Raw genomic sequence first — 18428 nt, forward strand, 5'->3', positions numbered from 1 at the left:
ATTCGTCAATGATCGATAGCAAGGCCGGCCAATTGAGCGACGTGGACCTGATCGTGGGTGCCGCGCTCGAGGCGGGCAAAATCGCTCTCGGTTTCTTCCGGCAATCGCCGGAAGTCTGGTGGAAGAATAACGGCCAGTCCCCGGTCAGCGCCGCGGATTTTGCCGCGAACGAAAGCCTGGCCGCTACGCTTCGTACCGCAAGGCCCGATTATGGCTGGCTTTCCGAGGAAACCGATGATGACGCCGAGCGTCTGAAGCACGCGACCGTCTTCGTCGTCGATCCGATAGACGGCACCAGAGGTTTTCTCTCCGGCCTGGATCTATGGTGCGTCAGCGTTGCCGTCGTCACTGACGGCCGGCCGGTGGCGGGTGTCCTCTATGCGCCGGCGCTGGACGAGCTCTTTGTGGCGACGGCCGGCGGGCAGGCCTTGAAGAACGGCGAGCCGATCAGCGTTTCCCAGAGGGTCGGCGACGATATCAATCGTCTTGCGACCGGCGAGGAGATGCTGAAGGGCTTCGATCCGGATTTTCGCAAGACGGTCGAGCGGGTGAAGCACGTGCCGTCGCTCGCCTACCGCCTTGCCATGGTGGCGGACGGCAGGCTTGAGGGAACAATCGTCAAACGCAACTCCCACGACTGGGATCTCGCCGCCGCCGATCTCATTCTGGAGCGAGCCGGCGGCGCTCTCGTGGATCTCTCCGGCAAGACCTTGCGCTACAATCGCGCCGAAGTATCCCATGACGAACTTTGCGGTGCGTCGGCAGCACAATTACCGGAGTTCCTCCGTCAACTATCGAACCGACGAGACGGTTGACCTTTCCGTCAAAATCCCGCAGATGAAGGACGGAGGGGGACGACAGTAGAAAGAGACGAAAATGACTGATACCAGCGGCAAAAAGCAGCTCCTGCACCTTGTCTTCGGCGGCGAATTGGAAAACCTCGAAGAGGTTCAGTTCCGCAATCTCAATGAGCTCGATATCGTCGGCATGTATCCCGATTATGCGAGCGCGCTGGTGGCGTGGAAGTCCAAGGCACAGCAGACTGTCGACAATGCCCATATGCGTTATTTCATTGTCCACCTGCATCGCTTGCTTGATCCGCAGGAAAAAGCGGCATCCTGAGGTCGCATTACTCCGAATTTTGCATTTGATATCTCTATCCGGGAAAGCGTTGTCGCTTTAAATCCGGCCATGAAGCAGTATCTTTGACACAATAAGAACGAAAATTCGGCTGCTTATTCGGCCGCGTGGTTATCGGGATTTGGCATAGATGATGATCAGCTGGGATGGGAGGCGGTCGAAATGAGTAGCCTCAGGGCGCGTCTTGCCTTGAGCGCCTATCGTTTCGGCGGAATTGCCGTTTATCCGTTCATCGGGCCTTATCTCGCCGTGCGCGCGGCGAAGGGCAAGGAAGATAGCTCCCGCAGGCTGGAGCGCTCAGGCTATGCCAGCGCCAACCGCCCGCAGGGACCGCTGATCTGGTTCCATGCCGCAAGCGTCGGCGAAACCTCGGCCGTCATTCCGTTGATCCGAGAAATCCGTCGCCGAGACATTCACGTCATCCTGACGACGGGCACAATCACCTCTGCCAAGGTCGCGCATCAGCGGCTTGGCGACGAGGTAATCCATCAATACGTTCCCCTTGATCTCAAGCCTGCCATCAAGCGGTTCCTCGATTATTGGCAGCCCGATTGCGCCATTTTCGCCGAATCCGAGATCTGGCCGACAACGATCATGGAGCTTGGCCGCAAGCGCATTCCGCAGATCCTCGTCAACGCCCGCATGTCGGATCGATCCTTCGCGCGCTGGAGCCGGCATCCCTCGCTTGCCGAGGCGCTGTTCGAAAATCTGGCGCTGGTCGTGGCACAGTCCGACCTCGACGCCGAGCGCTTCCGTGATCTCGGCGCACTGCAGGTTCTCAAATCAGGTAATCTCAAGGTGGATACCGACGCGCCGTCCTATGATGCGCCGACGCTTGCCGGCTACATGAAGCAGGTCGGCGACCGCAAGACCTGGGCAGCCGTCTCCACCTTCGAGGGCGAGGAGGGTGCTGCAGCCACCGTCCATTCGATGCTCAAGGAGCATAACGGTCAGCTCACCATCATCGTGCCGCGCCATCCTGAGCGCTGCGATACGATCGAGGCGATGCTGGTCGAACAGGGCCTGAAAGTGGCGCGCCGTACCCGCAATGACATCCTTTCGCCCGACGTCGATGTCTTCCTTGGGGATACGATCGGCGAGATGGGGCTTTACCTGCGGATGACGGAAGTCGCCTTCATGGGCAAATCGCTATTCAACGAAGGCGGCCAGAACCCGCTTGAGCCCGCCATGCTCGGCTGCGCGATCCTGACGGGCGGCCATGTCCAGAATTTTCGCGACTCCTATCAGTTGCTGGCCCGCCGCGGCAGCGCCCGCATGGTGCGCGATACCGAGATGCTGGCGCGCGGCGTGCATTATTTGCTCACTAACGACACGGCACGACGCGGTATGATCGACGCCGGCTTCGCAGCCGTGCATGAAATGCGTGGTGCACTGGCAGCAACGGTGAAAGGGCTGGAGCCTTATATCAATCCGCTTTCGGTCAAGGCGCGGCTGATGCCGAAAACGATGGCGAACGGATAAGAAGGGAAGGGTATGACAGCGGCGAAGCTGGGAGCGATTGCGGGCATTCTTTTCGACAAGGACGGCACGTTGCTCGACTATGACCAGAGCTGGCTGCCGGTCAATCGTGAGCTTGCCAGGATCGCCGCTCAGGACGATCCCATTCTCGCCGATCATCTTCTCTCCGCCTGCGGCATGGACCCGATCACAGGCCACATCGTGCCGGATAGCCTGCTTGCGGCAGGTAATACTCGGCAGATTTCCGAGGGCCTGGTGGCTGCCGGCTCGAAAGTGGATGTCGCGGAGCTGGTGGAAAAACTCGACGCGCTTTTTGCGCATGCGGCCGATTTCTCCTCGCCCGTCACCGATCTTGCGGCCTTCTTCCAGCGCCTGCATGAGCGCGGATACAGGCTCGGCGTTGCCTCCAGCGACAATGAGCGCTCCATCCGCCAGACAGCGCGCCGCTTCGGCTTCATCGACTATATCGATTACATCGCCGGCTACGATAGCGGCTTCGGTACCAAGCCGGAGCCGGGCATGGTACTCGGCTTCTACGCCGCGACAGGCCTTTCGCCGGCACAGGTCGCTGTGGTCGGCGACAACAATCATGATCTCCACATGGGCCACAACGCCGGCGTCGGCCTGACCGTCGGCGTGCTGACGGGCACCGGTTCGCGCGAGACGTTGACGGCCGCATCGGATTATTGCCTCAACGACATTACCGAGCTTGAAAACCTGCTCATGCCTGTGGCGCAATCGGCCTGATCCCGGCAATGGCTTGCTTTTTCATGCAATCTGCCCTTTCTTGCCGCTTGGTCGCAGGCACAGGAATAGGGCTGGATTAGACGCATGGTATCGGAAGCCCCACCTTTCTGGTGGCGAAAGCCGGATTGGCGTGCCTGGGGGCTCTCACCCTTTTCTTTCCTGTATGGCCGTATCGCCGGACATCGCATGGTGCATGGCAAACGCACCTCCGTGCCAGTGCCGGTCATCTGCGTCGGCAATTTTACGGTCGGCGGCGCCGGCAAGACGCCGACGGCGCTCGCGCTCGCCCAGGCCGCGAAGGCGAAGGGGCTGAAGCCGGGGTTCCTCAGCCGCGGCTATGGCGGCTCGCTCGATGTCACGACGGTTGTCGATCCCTCGCATCATCATGCCACGGCCGTCGGCGACGAACCGCTACTGCTTGCCCGCGAGGCGCTGACGGTCATTGCCCGTCGCCGTGCCGATGGTGCGGAAAGGCTCGTGCGCGAGGGGGCTGATCTCATCATCATGGATGACGGCTTCCAGAGCGCGCAGATTGCGATCGACTATGCCCTTGTGGTGGTCGATGCAGGCAGGGGCATCGGCAACGGTCATCTGGTTCCCAGCGGTCCGGTGCGTGCACCGCTGCGCACACAGCTCCTCTATGCGTCCGGCCTGCTGAAAGTCGGTGAAGGCACCGCCGCCGATCGCGTTGTGCGTCTTGCGGCAAGGGCGGGGAAGCCTTTCTTTTCAGCGAGCGTCAGAGTGCGCGGTCAGGAGGATTTGCGCGGCCGCAAGGTGCTTGCCTTCGCCGGCATCGCCGATCCCGCCAAGTTCTTCCGCACGGTCGAGACGCTGGGGGCTGAGATCGCCGTCCGGCGCAGCTTTGGAGACCACGAACATCCCGGTGAGGATGACGTTTCCGACATGCTCGACATAGCCGCGCGCGAAGGGCTGGAGATCGTCACCACGTCGAAGGACTACGTGCGCCTGATCGGCCATCATGGCCGCGCCGACGAACTGCTGCAGCGCTGCCGGGTGATCGAGATCGATATGGTCTTTGACGATCCTCAGGCCCCAGCCCTGATTATCGACAGGGCCATTGCAGCCGCGCGAGAGCGGCGCTTGCGGGAAAAGCGCAATAGCAAAGTGGCCTAGGGCCACGTCTGGTTATTCAGGAAGAGAAATCAACGCTTCTGATTGGGCAGCGCGCCGGCGCGCTTTTCGGCTTCGAGCGAGGTGATGACGTCCGCATAGGGTTCCTGCCGGGCAACGCTCCAATAGCGCAGCTCATCGAGCGCAATATGCTTGCCGGTCATGGCGCAGACTACATAAGAACCCGGCATCAGGATTTGGAAATCGCCGTCGAGGTAGCGAATTTTCGCCTCGCGATTTCCATGTCCCTCGAAAAGATTCATCTGATGCCGTCCTTGATCTGTCTCATCCGTTTGCCATACCGCACTACAGCGCCATGCGTCAAATATGACGCGCAAGGTCGCTACGGCGGGCGTGACTTTCCTGACTATTATTTCGCGGAAAAGTTCCTTTTGGAAATAGCTTAGGTCAGCTGCGCCCGAACAGCCGCTCGATGTCTGTGAGCTTCAACTCTATATAAGTCGGCCTGCCGTGATTGCATTGTCCGGAGCCCGGCGTCGCCTCCATCTGACGCAAAAGCGCGTTCATCTCTTCCGGGCGCAGGCGCCGGCCGGACCGTACCGAGCCGTGGCAGGCCATGGTCGCGGCCACATATTCCAGCTTGGCGGCAAGGCCTAAGGCCGTATCCCATTCGGCAATCTCGTCGGCCAGTTGCCGGACCAGGCCCTGTGCGTCGACCTCGCCGAGCATGGCCGGCGTCTCCCTAACGGCGACCGCGCCTGGCCCGAAGCGTTCGACGGCAAGGCCGAGTTCGCCGAGCTCTTCGGCAAACACCATCAGCCGGTCGCAATCCTCTTCGGGCAGCTCGACGATCTCAGGAATGAGCAGGACCTGCGAGGGCAGGCGCTTCGAATGCAGGGCCTTGCGCATAGCTTCGAACACCAGCCGCTCATGCGCCGCGTGCTGATCGACGATGACGAGCCCGTTTTCCGTCTGGGCGACGATATAGTTTTCATGCAGCTGAGCGCGGGCAGCGCCCAGTGGAAAGCGAGCGGGTTCCTCGGCCCGTACCGGCTCCACCGGCGGTGCGACTTCCGCGCGAGCCGTCGGCATGGCAAGTCCGTCGAAGGCGGCCTGCGGTCTTTCGGCAAATCCGTAGCTCGCCGGTGCCGCTGCTCGCTCATAGGGACGAGATGGCGAAGTTTCCGCCGTCCATGGAGCCGCTGCCGGCGCGGGTCGCCAGCCCGATTGGAAGCCGGAGCGGCCAGCGGTAAACGCCCGCAGCATGCCGTCCGCGCCTGTCGTGGCGGCCCGGTCGCCCTCGCGCGCCAAAGCTTCGCGAATGGCACCGACGATCAGGCCGCGCACGAGACCGGGATCGCGGAAACGTACATCGGATTTCGCCGGATGCACGTTGACGTCGACCAGCGCGGGGTCGAGCGTCAAGGAAAGGACAGCGACAGGATAACGGCCGGAGGGGATGGTTTCCGCATAGGCACCGCGGATTGCCGACAGGATCAGCTTGTCCTGCACAGGCCGGCCATTGACGAAGGCATATTGATGCGCGGAATTCCCACGGTTGAAGGTCGGCACGCCGGCAAAACCGGTGAGGCTCACATCCTCTCGCACCGCATCGAGCGCGATGGCATTGTCCTTGAAATCGGCCCCCAGTATCTGCGCCATGCGGGCGAGATGATCATCTCCGGTCGCGGGAAATTCGAGCGTCGAGCGGTCGCTGCCCGACAGCACGAAGCGCACGCGCGGAAAGGCGATCGCCATTCGCTTGACGACCTCGGTGATCGCTGCTGCCTCCGCCTTCTCCGTTTTCAGGAATTTGAGACGCGCGGGCGTCGCGAAGAACAAGTCGCGCACCTCGACGATCGTGCCGGGATTGGCGGCCGCTGGGCGCAGATGCAGAACCTTGCCGCCGGCAACGGCGATCTCGGCGCCGCTGCTTGCTCCCGCTCTGCGGCTTGCAATCGAAAGCTTCGCCACCGAGCCGATGGAGGGTAGGGCCTCGCCGCGAAAACCGAGAGTACGGATATCCTCCAACGTGTCGGAAATCTTCGAGGTGCAGTGGCGCCGGACCGCGAGTTCGAGGTCGGCTTCCTCCATGCCCGAGCCGTTGTCGGTCACTCTCAACAACGCCTTGCCGCCGCCTGCGGTGGCGATCTCGATGCGGGTCGCACCAGCATCGAGCGCATTTTCGATCAGCTCCTTGGCCGCGCTTGCCGGGCGCTCGATGACTTCGCCGGCGGCGATCTGGTTGATCAGGGTCTCGGAAAGTTGCTTGATGGCCATGGCTGCATTCTCGTGGATTCGCGCCGGTGTGGAAAGAGGAAAGGCGATCCGCACGCGCTTACCCACTCGTTTCCCGCCCGTGCTTTGTTGAGAAATTTAATCAATGTTTAAGGGAATGATGACAGGTTGCCGAGACAGAACTTGAAATGACCGCAGGTGGCGCGTTTCGTGCATGCTGACGGCTCTCGATGGCAGGTTGGTGGCCGTCAACTTTCATGAGCCAGGTGCCATCTGCTTCAAGTGCCAAGGCCAGCATGCAACTTCCACGAATTTGCCTTGCAGAGCGAATGCCGCTTTGTCGATTTGCCGTGTTGTGAAACTAGTTGAGCGTAGGAATCCGACGAATGACTGCCGAGATTGAAAAGGCAGCTTTGGCAATGACGACGGCTGATGCCCCTTTCGGCGGCAGTCTGCAGACGATGTTCTTCGGTGCCCTTTGCGATGGTCTTTCCAGCGCCTTTTTCGCCTATGACAAGAACGACCAGCTGTTGTTTGCCAGCCGTCAGGTTCTGAACTTCTTCCCGATTGCTCCGGAATTCCTGCAGCCTTCCACGCGGCTGCGCGATTTTCTGGGTGCCGTCTTCGATACCGGTGTACGCTATCAACGCCATCAGACAAAAACGGCCGCCAGCCGTGACGATTGGATATCGCAGCGCATAGCCTCGCATTGGCGCGAACGCTTCGAGACCACCGAGCACTTTGCCGACGACCGCTGGGTGCGCGTCCTCAACCGACGGCTATCCTCGGGTATCGGCTTCTGCATCATTTCCGATGTGTCCGAAGCCAGGAAACGCGAAGAGCAATGGCGCGTCGATATGGAGCGCGTGCAGCTGACCGAGGATATTCTCGACAATCTGCCCTTTCCGGTTTTCGTCAAGGACCAGAATCTCGTCTATGTCGCGGTCAACCGGGCATTCTGCGACAAGTACCAGACGGCGGCGGACGAAGTGCGCGGCCGCAAGAGCATCGATATCTTCTCCACCGACCTCGCCAATCGCTTTCATGAGAGCGACCGGCATGTGATCGAGACCGGCGAAATGTCGATCTCGCGGCAGCGCCAGATTGCGCGTGACGGCGTCGAGCGCGATATCGTCACCCGCAAGCAGCGCATCGGTAAGCCCGGCCGCTATTTCCTGGTCAGCACCATGCAGGACCTGCCCAAGGATGGCGGTGATTTCGACGAGTTCGCGCTGGCATCGAGCATCCGGGAAAACAGTGATCGCTCCTATCGCCGCGCCTATGTTCCGATGGTTGCGCTGCAGACCATTTCGCGCCGCCCGGCCGCCATGGAAACCTTCGTTCCGGAGAATTTCAACGGCCGCAAGGTGCTCGTCGTCACGCCGGATTTCGCTGCCGAAACGGCGGCTCTGAAGACGCTCGAGAAATATGGCTTCGAAGCCTGCGTCGTTCACAACGAGAATGAGGAGGCGGCTTTTCTGGACGTGGCGAGCGCGCATGGCGTCAAGATTGACCTGGTCATCGTCGACAACCAGCTCGGCAAGCGCGGGATTGAGCTGGCCGAACGGCAGAACCTTACCGCGCTGTCGTTGGACGGATCGCAGCTTGCAACCGAGCTTGCCTTCCTGATCGCGCGTCATTTCAATCGTAATATCCGTGGCGAACTGGGCGAGATCGTCGAGCCGGGGCTTGCATCCGAATGGCGGCGCGCGGCCGGTGAGGAGCGCCGGGCGCAAATCCTGGTCGCCGAAGACAATGACATCAATCAGATCGTCTTCTCGCAGATCCTCGAAGGGTTGGGATACAGCTATGTGATCGCCGCAACCGGTGATGAGGCGGTGCGCCTGTGGCAGGAGCATCGTCCGGAACTGATCCTGATGGACATTTCGTTGCCGGGGCTGAACGGTTTTGAATCCACCCGGCTGATCCGCGGCGCGGAAAAGGGCAGCGGCACCCATACCCCGATTATCGGCGTCCTGACCCAGGCTTTCGAGCGGGACCGCAAGGAATGCGCCGAGGTCGGCATGGACGACGTCATTCTGAAGCCGGTAAGCCCCGACATCATCGAGACCGTCTTCCAGAAATACATGCGCGGTGCCCTGAAGGCGCAAAATAGATAAATGCTACGATGATATCACCACCGACGGCAACTTATCGCCGGTGCCGAATGACCGTCTTGTTGGCATCCTTTATTAAGACTTCCCCGGCATGCTTTTCCCCCGGGTGGAGAAAAGGTCGGAACCAAATATGAAGTCGACTGAGATGCTGCCGGGGCCAGCCAGTCAAGAACCGCAAGCAATTGCCTATACCGATCCGCTCACGGGGCTCGGCAATCGATATCGCATGCGTGAACGCGCGCGCGCGCTTTCGCTGGAACGTGCCGACGATCCGGCACCCTTTACGATCGGAATCGTCAATCTCGATGCCTTCAAGCCGATCAACGACCTGTTCGGCGTCGAAGCGGGTGACGAGATCCTCTGTCAGGTTGCCCATCGCCTCAAGGCTTGCATACCCGATGGCGCGCTGGTGACACGTCATGACGGCGATGAGTTTGCCTTTGTGCTGCCGCTTGTTTTCGAACGGGTCGGTGCCGAGAAATTCGGACAGATGATCCGCGAAGTGCTGTCGGCACCCTATGATCTCGGCGATCGCAATGTCCGCCTTTCCGCGTCCTTCGGCTTCGCCATCCATCCTTTCGCCGGAGAGGAGTTCGACGATCTCCTGAAAAATGCGGATACGGCGCTCTATCGCTCAAAGCGTCGCGGCCGCGGCCAGATCACCGTCTATTCCCGGGAGATTGCACAGGAAATGAGGCGGGCGACGCAGCTCGAGCAGGCGCTGCGTAATGCCATCATTTCCGATTCCATAGACGTGCACTTCCAGCCGATCGTCTCGCTTGCCAATAACATGGTTCTCGGTTTCGAGGCCCTGGCGCGCTGGAACGATCCGGATCTCGGCTTCGTCTCTCCCGCTGTCTTCGTGCCGCTTGCCGAAGAGAGAGGCTTCATCGACGCGCTGTCCGAAACCCTGCTGCGAAAAGCAGCGGAGGCAGCACTCTCGTGGCCGCGCGAATTATTCCTCTCCTTCAATCTCTCCTCGGCACAGCTGATGGACCCCGGCACGAGCAGCAGCATTCTCGCGATCCTGACGCGCGCCGGCCTGGATCCGCATCGTCTCGAACTCGAAATCACCGAAACCGCGGTCATGAGCTCAGCCGAGACGGCCCATCGCATTATCACCGACCTGCGCGCGGTCGGCGTGCGCATCTCTTTGGATGATTTCGGCACCGGGCAATCCAGCCTTGGACGCTTGCGGGAGTTCATCTTCGACAAGGTGAAAATTGACCGGGCGTTCGTCTCCCGCATGAATTCGGATAGGGCTTCCGAACATATCATCAAGGCTGTTCTTGCCATGTGCGAAGGACTTGATCTGCGTGTTGTCGCTGAGGGTATCGAGGACCATGCCGAAGCGACGAAGCTGAAGGCGCTGGGCTGCGCCATGGGGCAGGGCTATTATTTCGGAAAGCCGGTCGACGGCGCTGCGACGCTTCGTTACCTGCAGACCCATTATTTCGATCTCAGCCACGAACGCGAAATTGCTTGAGTTTGAAAAAAAGGTCAAAGAAAGCGGCGATCCGTAAGGGTCGCCGCTTCTATATTTCGCCAGACTTCGTCGATATTTACTTGTTGGTGGTCGACGAAGTTGTCGTGTTGTCGGTTGCCGGCATTGTCGACGTTCCGGACGATTGAGCAGCCTTTTCGGAAGCCTGCATCGAGAGGGTTTTGAACTCCGGTGCGGCCTTCAGGGAATCGGCCGTTTCAGTCGTCGTCAGCTTCACCGTCCCGTCCTGAGGGTTCTGGGTGGCGCTGATCTTATCAAAAGGAACCGCGACGTTTTTCTGGCCTAAGCCAAGGAAACCGCCGACACCGACGATGGCGGCAACGACGCCGCCCTGCTTCTGCAGGATCAGGTCGTTGATGCTGCCGATGCTTTCATTCTGACCGTTATAGACCGACTGGCCCATATAGGTCTTGGCGCTGATCTGATCCGCGGATTGTGTGGTCAGATAGCCAGCTTGGCCGCCCGTTGCGGGGGCAGGAGCCTGAGCACTTTTCTGTGCTGCCGAGCCAGCAGGCTTGGTGACGTCAGGCGTTGCCGGTGCGCTTTGCGTCACTGGCGCGTTATTGCCTGCGCCGCCGTTCGATGGCTGTTGCGCCTGGGCAAAAGCCATGGGTGAAAGCACGGACGCCGTAGCAAAGATGGCGCCTGCGGCAACGGAAGTAAAGAGTTTCCCAGTCATCGTGAACCTACCTTTCATTCTGATGGGCATGCTTCGTCATACGCGCATGCTTACCAGCGCGAGTGGAACTTTTGTAATGCCGGCCGTTGTCGGACCGGTCCTAGAAGCAATGGCTCAGGGAGGTATTGGTTCCGTCAAAAGTTGCAGAAATTGCGTCGTGCAGCTCGGAAACAAAAGGAATATGTTGGGGAATCAACGGCTACTGCAGCAAAAGACAACCGGAAAGATTATTAGGATCGCAGAGAACGATTGAGTTTAGATTTCAATTTGTTTCGAAGCCGAACGTGTCTTGCGCCCTGCATGATCCGTCAAAATAATACCGCCCTCAGCCAGATCGGTTGAGGGCGGCCTTCAATCAAAGCTTGTATGGGGGGTCGAAAACGCCCTTCACGGTCAGGCCAAGCTCCAGAAGAGCACCGGCCTGCGGCTGCATCGAGCGGGCCTCCTCATCCAACCCTTCCCAGGCGGTCGTCACGGCCAGCCGGTCCGCATTCTTGCCGATGAAGGCGGGGCAGGACGGCTGCATGGCGGGTACGCGATAGCGCTCGATGCGCAGGCCATCCGGGCTGTATTTGTCGACGAAGCCGGAGCCCCAGCGCGCGTTCCAGATATAGCCGTCGGCATCGCAGACCGAGCCGTCGAGGCCGCCTGGATCTTCCATGCTGTCGACCATGACGATCGGCTCGCCCGCCGGAAGCCCCGTCTCGGGATCCACGAGCACGCGCATGAGCTGGCTGACGCGGGTATCGGTGAAATATCCGATCGTGCCATCGGGCGAGAAGCAGATGGAATTCGGAATGCTGATCTGGTCGAAGATCTTGGTCACCTTGCCGCCGGCGACATGATAGATCGCGCCTGCCTGCATCTCGGCGCGTTTTCCCATGGTGCCGATCCAGAGCGATCCGGAAATATGCGTGCGTCCGTCATTGGAGCGGTTTTCGGGCTTGTCGGCTTCAATGGCCGCATAGAAGCTCAATTCGCCAGTTGCGATATCGCGCAGGAAGAGACCCTGTTCGGTCGCGATCATCTGCCGTTCCGCATCGACGCGTGCCAGCACGCTCGCCATCATCGGCAGCTCGTGAACCTGCTTCTTGCCGGTCGGCAGGTGCAATTCGTGCAATTCCTTGCCGAGGATGTTGAACCACCAGACTGTATCCGTATCAGGGTCGTAGGTTGGGCCTTCCCCGAGGACGGAGGAGGTGTTGCAGAGAATATTCCCCTGAAAATCATGAATATCGGTCATAGATCAGGCTCCTACGGCTGCATCATAGGCATAAATGGTGACCTTGGCACGTTCGGCAACCTCTGCAGCCGTCATTCCCGGCTTGTAGAGGCTGGTGCCGAGGCCGAAAGCGAGCACGCCGGCCTTGGTGTAATCGGCGAAATTCTTGTCCGAAACGCCGCCGACCGCCGCAATGACGAGTTCGGGCGGCAAGACAGCGCGAATGGCCGTGATGCCGGAGGCGCCGAGCACGCCGGCGGGGAAGAATTTAAGCCCGGTGGCGCCGGCGCGCGCGGCCGAAAGCGCTTCCGTGGCGGTGAAGACGCCGGGCATTGTCACCATGCCTTTGTCGCGGGCGCGGCTGATGACCGCAGGCTCCACATTCGGTGTCACCAGGAGCTTGCCGCCGGCGCCATCAAGCCTGTCGACATCTTCGACCGTCAGCACCGTGCCGGCGCCGATCAGGCAATCGGCCGGCGCCATCTTGGCAGCGATTTCGATGGAGCGGAACGGCTCCGGCGAATTCAACGGGATTTCAATTGCCGTGAAGCCTGTCTCGATCAGCGTGCCGACAATGTCAGCCGTTTCCTCGGGCTTGATGCCGCGAAGAATGGCAATGAGCGGGCGCTTCATGGGCGGAAAGGGGGTGCGAGTTGTCATCAGCTTTTACTTTCTTTCTTGAACCAGATCGCTTCGGCCGCAGCGGAAAGTCCGCGACGGACGGCGGCATCGGCGTCGATCGTCTTAAAGGGGAGGGAGAGGGCGCGGAACGCGTCTTCGTAGAGCGCCTGGAGGCGGCCGGAGGCAACGAGCGTGATGGCCGCATTCTGCCCCGCAGAGGCGCGCGCGCCGGCGATTTCCGCGCCGATCAGTGTGCCCGATATGAGCGCCTGCGCACCGGCTGCCGTCAGCCCGTTCAGAAGCTGGCCGGAGCGAGCCGTGAACAGCAGATTGGTGAGGAGCGCCGGCTTATCCAGGGCCGCCTTGAGGGCGGTCTCGAATGTCTTTGTGTCGGCCGGCATGTCTGCAGCACCGGCAACCGCATGCGACAGGATGCTGTGCTTGGTAATGACGTCGAAAAGCTCGCCCGTCATGAAGGTGGAAAAGCCTGTCACCTGACCATCCAGCACGCGCACCCATTTCGAATGGGTTCCCGGCATGCAGACGAGTTGTTCGCCCGTGGCATCGGCCGCAATCGTGCCGAGCAGCTGCGTTTCCTCGCCGCGCATGACGTCCGGTACCTGTTGGCTGCGTTGCGCCAGGCCGGGCAGGATGCGAATGTCGCGGGATTGTCCGGGCACGGAAACAGCGGCCGTGAGGATTGCGGCAAGGGAGGTCGGCGTGTCGATGTAGCCGGCTTCCACCCAGCCCTGGCGCGCGCCGGCCATGCCGCAGACGATGACGGGAATGGCGTCCGGCGCCGATACGGCGTCGAGATGTGCCTGCAGGACCTTGTCAAAGCCGGTTTGCGCAGCCGTGGTCATGCCTTCGCCGCTACGGCGCTCCGCGAGAATGCTGCCGTCTTCGCCGATCAGCCACAGCCGGAAACTGCTGGTGCCCCAGTCCACGGCGACATATGCCGGTTTCGTCATAAGAAATGCTCCAAGTCTTGCGTCAGAAATCTTGAGATTAGAAAATACCGCCATCGACAGTGATGGCTTGTCCGTTCATGGCGCCGGAGCAGTCCGAAGCCAGGAAGAGCACTGGACCGACCAGATCCTCGGGGCTCAGCACGCGCTTCAGGCATTGCCGGTCCATCATCTTCGCCATGCCGTCCTCCGTCAGCCAGAGGTCGAGCTGGCGCTGTGTGACGATCATTCCAGGCAGAACGGCGTTGACGCGGATATTCTCCGGCCCGAAGCGTCCGGCAAAGCTCTTGGTCAGCCCGATGATGCCGGACTTCGCGGTCGCGTAGGAGGACAGAAGCGGCGGGTTCATCTTGAAGACGATCGAGGAGAAGTTGATGATCGCGCCGCCGCCGGCTGCGCGCATGCCCGGTGCCGCCGCCTGTGAGACGAAGAAGACTTGCTTCAGATTGATCGCCTGATTGTTGTCCCAATATTCTTCGGTCGTGGTGTCGATGTCGTGCCGGTCGTCCCAACCCGCGTTGTTGACGAGGACCCGGATCGCCCCGAGGTCGGCCTCGATGGCCGCAACTGTGTTTTTGATCGCGCCGACATCGCGCAGGTCGGCATGGTAGAAGGCAACAGGATGGGCAAATTGACCTGAAAGCTTGGCCGCCAGCGCCTTGCTGGGTTCCTCGGCTATATCAATGAAGGCGACTTTCGCCCCCTGACGGGCAAAAGCCTCCACCAGGCTTGCGCCGATGCCGGAGCCTCCGCCGGTGACGAGAACCGTGCGATCTTTCAGATCGGGAAATTGCGCCTGAATATCGGCCAAGATGTCTCCTCCCAAGATCAATAAAAAGTTCCATTATTCGGAACGTAATTTGACTATATGGAATTATCGGACTACCCTTGCACAGTGTCAAGGACAGTGCGGTTTTGCCAGAGATAAATGAACGAGTATGGGTCTGGGTTCAGAGGCGGGAAAAAATAAAAGGCATCGCGATCGGGAAACGGGGACGCTCGGAAAGCTCGTCTCCCTGCTCGATTTCGTCGCGCTGGCTGATGGCCCCATGCGCTTTACCGACATTCTCTCGCTTTCCGATCAGCCGCGCGGCACGCTGCATCGGCAATTGTCGCATCTTGTCGAGGAGGGGCTTCTGGAGGTCGACCGCGACGGGCGCTATCGGATCGGATTGCGGCTCCTGACCCTTGCCTCGCGCAGTTGGGCGCGCAACGAGTTTCGGGCGATTGCCGAGCCGCATCTTCACCGTTTGCAGGAGGTGACGGGTGAGACCGTGCATCTCGGCGTCCTGCGGGGCGCGGAGGTGATCTATCTCGACAAGGTGGAAGGTCAGCAATCCGTGCGGATGTATTCGCAGGTCGGCAATGCTTCTCCCGCCTATTGTACCGGTGTCGGTAAGGCAGCACTCTCTGTACTCGACGATGCCGAGCTTACAGAGAGAATCTCAGGTCTCGAATATCGCCCCTACACAGAGCATACCCTTCGCTCCCCCTCGGAGCTGCTCTCCGATATCTCGCAAATCCGGGCGCGCGGCTACGCCTTCGATCTTGAGGAACACGAAAACGGTATCTGCTGCGTCGCTGCGCCGATCCGGTCCGATGATGGTCATATGCTTGCCGGAGTCTCGGTGACCGGCCCGGCCTATCGCGTCACGCAGCAGAGGCTGCAGGCATGGGCGCCACGGGTGGTCGTTGCCGCTGATTCGATCATGATGGACATGCGCAACCGCATGGGCCCCAAACGCTGATCCCAGCAGATCTGGCGCAACGACTGCGGGAACTCCGGGGGATTTAATGCTGCCGGCGCGGGATCTTAGCGCAATTGCTCGTTTATCTTGAATTTTACTGTTGAGATATGGCAAAGAACTGCCATTATCTTCAGGTGATTGCTGAAGCCGTAGAGGATTTAGCGAGGTGACGAGGGGGAGATAATAGTAACGGGCGTCGACGCAATCACGATTTTGGAAAACTTATATTTTGCCGAGCTGCCGATAGTGGCGCCGGGACGTTAATCGTAAAGGGCAGCGAGCGGAAGCTTCCTATTTTTGCCCTCTTTTACATAAAGAAGACTGATGATGGCGGCATTGGTACAAGCAGGAACGTCCCCTCGCGACGAGGATCTGATCGAGGAAATCACCAGGCTTAAAACGCAGTTCGATGTGTTCCGTTTCATGAAGGGATTGACGGAGGCCTACCGGTGCCGCGCCTTCATGGTCCTTAATCTTCCGCCGATCACATCCTCCGACCTGCAAAGCAGCTCGGTAATCAACAACTGGCCGGCCGAGCTGCTGTCGATCTACGATCAGGAAAGCCTGCTGTCGACCAGTCCCGTGTTGCTGCGGCTGCGCGCCTCCACGCTGCCTTTTCTTTATGATGTGGTGGCAAATCCCAATCGCGAAGAAAACAAATCGCAGCTTGTCGTGGCTTTGTTTGAGCGTTTCCGCATGACGCGTTTCGCTTATTTTCCAACCCATGATGCCTCAGGTCTTCGCGGCGCTGTTTCTTTGGCTGGCGATCGCGAACACTTTTCGCCGCAGGAGATCAAGGATCTCTTTTATATTGCGGTTCACGTGTTCGACCGGCTTGCTGAAATTCGTAACCTGGATGTTCGCGTCGTCGACACCCTTACCGACCGTGAGATCGATTGCCTGAATTGGACGGCAGCTGGAAAGACCAGCGCCGAAATCGCGGAAATCCTCTCCCTGTCGGAGCATACGGTCAATCACTACCTCAATCGCGCAACCAAGAAGCTCGACACTGTCAACCGCACGCAGGCCGTCGCCAAGGCCCTGCGTGTCGGATTGATAAAATAGCGAGGCCTTCCATTGCGGTGATGCCATGATACGGCGGTGATGGGAATTTGCGCAGCATGTGAATAATTTTTGTGCGCTGCAAATAAAATATGATGAAGTCTGCAGCGACCATCCGCTCTCCTGTTCCAGGTGCGATTCAGATAACATGCTGAAGACTCGTCGCTTTCCGGATTTTTGGAAACTGGCACGCTTCCTGCTTCTTAAGAAACAGAGGTCCAGAGGGGACTTTGATAACAGCGCCGATGAAAACGTGCGCGGATCAAGCGACCGCCGCCGACACCTTCGTCATAGCTTCTCCCGGCGAAGGGATCGGCGGCGGTTGTTACTTATTTGGCACGCTGATTAGGTTCCGACGCAGTTTCGAGACGATTTTCGCGCCGTTGCCCTATATATTTCAAATGAATGATCTATGTCGGCCCGCGACCATGTCTTCCCGAATTGGGAGAGCGTTGCGGCTGGTAAGGGTTTTTCTTTATGGACCCGGCGGACCTGCCGGCCGCAACGAAGACGTTTTTATCAACGGCGTCCCGAATTTCGTTTGGCGAAGCCACGCCTCTCCACTATCTAAGCCAGAATGATTTCGGAAAGCGCCCGTCTATGCCGCGCTGCCGAAAAAGATTCTGCAGTGAGGATGAAATGGCAGACATCACCAAGGAACAGGTGCTGGAAACGTTGAAGACGGTTCGCGGCCCGGACCTGGAGCACAATATCGTCGAGCTCGGCATGGTTTCCGATGTGTTCATTTCCGACGGCAAGGTCTATTTTTCCATCACCGTTCCCGCCGAGCGTGCCAAGGAGTTGGAGCCGCTGCGGCTGGCGGCCGAGCGTGTCATCAAGGACATGCCCGGCGTCAAGGGCGCCCTTGTCGCGCTGACGGCCGACAAGAAGGCTGGCGCTCCGGCGGCGAGGCCCGCGCCTGCACAGGCTGCCCCGCACGCCCATTCCCATTCGCATCCTCATCAGCACGCGCCGCAACAGCCGCCCCGCGCCGCCAAGATCGGTGTTCCGGGCGTCAAAGCCATCATCGCGGTCGCCTCGGGCAAGGGCGGCGTCGGCAAATCGACGACGGCGGTCAATCTGGCGCTGGGGCTGCTTGCCAATGGCTTGAAGGTCGGCATTCTGGATGCCGATATCTACGGCCCTTCGATGCCGCGCCTCCTGAAGATTTCCGGACGCCCCACCCAGATCGATGGGCGCATCATCAATCCCATGGAGAATTACGGCCTCAAGGTCATGTCGATGGGTTTCCTCGTCGAGGAGGAAACCGCCATGATCTGGCGCGGGCCGATGGTGCAATCCGCTCTGCTGCAGATGCTGCGCGAGGTCGCCTGGGGCGAGCTCGACGTGCTTGTTGTCGATATGCCGCCCGGCACCGGCGACGTGCAGCTCACCATGGCGCAGCAGGTGCCGCTTGCCGGTGCCGTCATCGTCTCGACGCCGCAGGATCTGGCGCTGATCGATGCGCGCAAGGGCTTGAACATGTTCCGCAAGGTCGAGGTTCCGGTTCTCGGCATCGTGGAGAATATGAGCTACTTCATCGCCCCCGATACCGGCGCGCGCTATGATATCTTCGGCCATGGCGGCGCTCGCAAGGAGGCGGAGCGCATCGGCGTGCCTTTCCTGGGCGAAGTGCCGCTGACCATGGGTATTCGCGAGACCTCGGATGCGGGAACGCCGCTTGTCGCCGCCGAGCCGAACGGGGTCGTTGCAAATATTTATCGCGAAATCGCGGCCAAGGTCTGGAAGCAAGTCGCGGATAGTCCACAGCGCGCGGCACCGGCGATCGTATTTGAATAATTCACCAGGAC

The 18428-nt window shown here is 59.9% G+C and carries 17 protein-coding genes; 10 read left to right on the top strand and 7 right to left on the bottom strand.

Annotated features, from left to right (window positions below):
• Positions 1 to 8 precede the first annotated feature (8 nt).
• From FHT85_RS09205 to lpxK, 5 genes are all read left to right on the top strand, one after another.
• Positions 9 to 815, top strand: coding sequence for a 3'(2'),5'-bisphosphate nucleotidase CysQ (locus FHT85_RS09205; RefSeq protein ID WP_112335408.1), 807 nt, complete (start codon positions 9 to 11; stop codon positions 813 to 815).
• A gap of 61 nt (positions 816 to 876) precedes the next feature.
• A complete protein-coding gene (locus tag FHT85_RS09210) occupies positions 877 to 1122 on the top strand; it encodes a DUF4170 domain-containing protein (RefSeq protein WP_015338950.1) in 246 nt (81 codons plus the stop codon).
• Between the two features lie 180 nt (positions 1123 to 1302).
• On the top strand, positions 1303 to 2622 hold the full coding sequence (gene waaA / locus FHT85_RS09215; RefSeq protein ID WP_112409960.1) for a lipid IV(A) 3-deoxy-D-manno-octulosonic acid transferase: 1320 nt from the start codon (positions 1303 to 1305) through the stop codon (positions 2620 to 2622).
• A gap of 12 nt (positions 2623 to 2634) precedes the next feature.
• On the top strand, positions 2635 to 3366 hold the full coding sequence (locus FHT85_RS09220) for an HAD family hydrolase (RefSeq protein WP_112409961.1): 732 nt from the start codon (positions 2635 to 2637) through the stop codon (positions 3364 to 3366).
• Between the two features lie 84 nt (positions 3367 to 3450).
• A complete protein-coding gene (gene lpxK / locus FHT85_RS09225) occupies positions 3451 to 4500 on the top strand; it encodes a tetraacyldisaccharide 4'-kinase (protein WP_112409962.1) in 1050 nt (349 codons plus the stop codon).
• Between the two features lie 29 nt (positions 4501 to 4529).
• On the opposite strand, the gene FHT85_RS09230 is transcribed toward lpxK, so the two are convergent.
• Together FHT85_RS09230 and mutL are read right to left on the bottom strand one after the other, a co-directional pair.
• Entirely contained in the window at positions 4530 to 4760 is a 231-nt protein-coding gene (locus tag FHT85_RS09230) for a DUF2093 domain-containing protein (protein ID WP_015338954.1), read from the bottom strand.
• A 145-nt stretch (positions 4761 to 4905) separates the two neighbouring features.
• A complete protein-coding gene (gene mutL / locus FHT85_RS09235) occupies positions 4906 to 6738 on the bottom strand; it encodes a DNA mismatch repair endonuclease MutL (RefSeq protein ID WP_112409963.1) in 1833 nt (610 codons plus the stop codon).
• Positions 6739 to 7082: 344 nt separating this feature from the next.
• On the opposite strand from mutL, the gene FHT85_RS09240 reads away from it, so the two are divergent.
• Both FHT85_RS09240 and FHT85_RS09245 read left to right on the top strand, forming a co-directional pair.
• Complete coding sequence (locus FHT85_RS09240) at positions 7083 to 8816, top strand: response regulator (protein ID WP_112409964.1); 1734 nt, start codon at positions 7083 to 7085, stop codon at positions 8814 to 8816.
• A 127-nt stretch (positions 8817 to 8943) separates the two neighbouring features.
• Positions 8944 to 10299: a putative bifunctional diguanylate cyclase/phosphodiesterase gene (locus tag FHT85_RS09245; protein ID WP_112400596.1), complete on the top strand. Its 1356-nt coding sequence runs from the start codon at positions 8944 to 8946 to the stop codon at positions 10297 to 10299.
• Between the two features lie 76 nt (positions 10300 to 10375).
• Here the strand turns inward: FHT85_RS09245 and FHT85_RS09250 are convergent, their stop codons facing one another.
• The 5 genes from FHT85_RS09250 to FHT85_RS09270 form a co-directional block, all read right to left on the bottom strand.
• Positions 10376 to 10996, bottom strand: coding sequence for a PRC-barrel domain-containing protein (locus tag FHT85_RS09250; protein ID WP_112335415.1), 621 nt, complete (start codon positions 10994 to 10996; stop codon positions 10376 to 10378).
• A gap of 355 nt (positions 10997 to 11351) precedes the next feature.
• Positions 11352 to 12239 carry an SMP-30/gluconolactonase/LRE family protein gene (locus FHT85_RS09255; protein WP_112335417.1) on the bottom strand — a complete coding sequence of 296 codons (888 nt, stop codon included), beginning with the start codon at positions 12237 to 12239 and terminating at the stop codon, positions 11352 to 11354.
• Between the two features lie 3 nt (positions 12240 to 12242).
• Entirely contained in the window at positions 12243 to 12878 is a 636-nt protein-coding gene (locus FHT85_RS09260; RefSeq protein ID WP_112335418.1) for a 2-dehydro-3-deoxy-6-phosphogalactonate aldolase, read from the bottom strand.
• A complete protein-coding gene (locus FHT85_RS09265; RefSeq protein ID WP_112400598.1) occupies positions 12878 to 13810 on the bottom strand; it encodes a 2-dehydro-3-deoxygalactonokinase in 933 nt (310 codons plus the stop codon). The genes FHT85_RS09260 and FHT85_RS09265 overlap by 1 nt, the downstream gene beginning before the upstream one ends.
• A gap of 37 nt (positions 13811 to 13847) precedes the next feature.
• Positions 13848 to 14618 carry an SDR family NAD(P)-dependent oxidoreductase gene (locus FHT85_RS09270; RefSeq protein WP_112409966.1) on the bottom strand — a complete coding sequence of 257 codons (771 nt, stop codon included), beginning with the start codon at positions 14616 to 14618 and terminating at the stop codon, positions 13848 to 13850.
• A gap of 127 nt (positions 14619 to 14745) precedes the next feature.
• Here FHT85_RS09270 and FHT85_RS09275 point away from each other — a divergent pair, with 127 nt between their 5' ends.
• The 3 genes from FHT85_RS09275 (at position 14746) to apbC (ending at position 18417) form a co-directional block, all read left to right on the top strand.
• Entirely contained in the window at positions 14746 to 15555 is an 810-nt protein-coding gene (locus tag FHT85_RS09275; RefSeq protein WP_112335421.1) for an IclR family transcriptional regulator, read from the top strand.
• Between the two features lie 324 nt (positions 15556 to 15879).
• On the top strand, positions 15880 to 16620 hold the full coding sequence (locus FHT85_RS09280; RefSeq protein WP_181476154.1) for a helix-turn-helix transcriptional regulator: 741 nt from the start codon (positions 15880 to 15882) through the stop codon (positions 16618 to 16620).
• Positions 16621 to 17256: 636 nt separating this feature from the next.
• On the top strand, positions 17257 to 18417 hold the full coding sequence (gene apbC / locus FHT85_RS09285) for an iron-sulfur cluster carrier protein ApbC (protein WP_112409967.1): 1161 nt from the start codon (positions 17257 to 17259) through the stop codon (positions 18415 to 18417).
• The last annotated feature ends 11 nt before the right edge of the window (positions 18418 to 18428 follow it).

It is taken from the genome of Rhizobium sp. BK312 (genome assembly GCF_014193605.1).
In the GTDB taxonomy this organism is placed as follows: domain Bacteria; phylum Pseudomonadota; class Alphaproteobacteria; order Rhizobiales; family Rhizobiaceae; genus Rhizobium.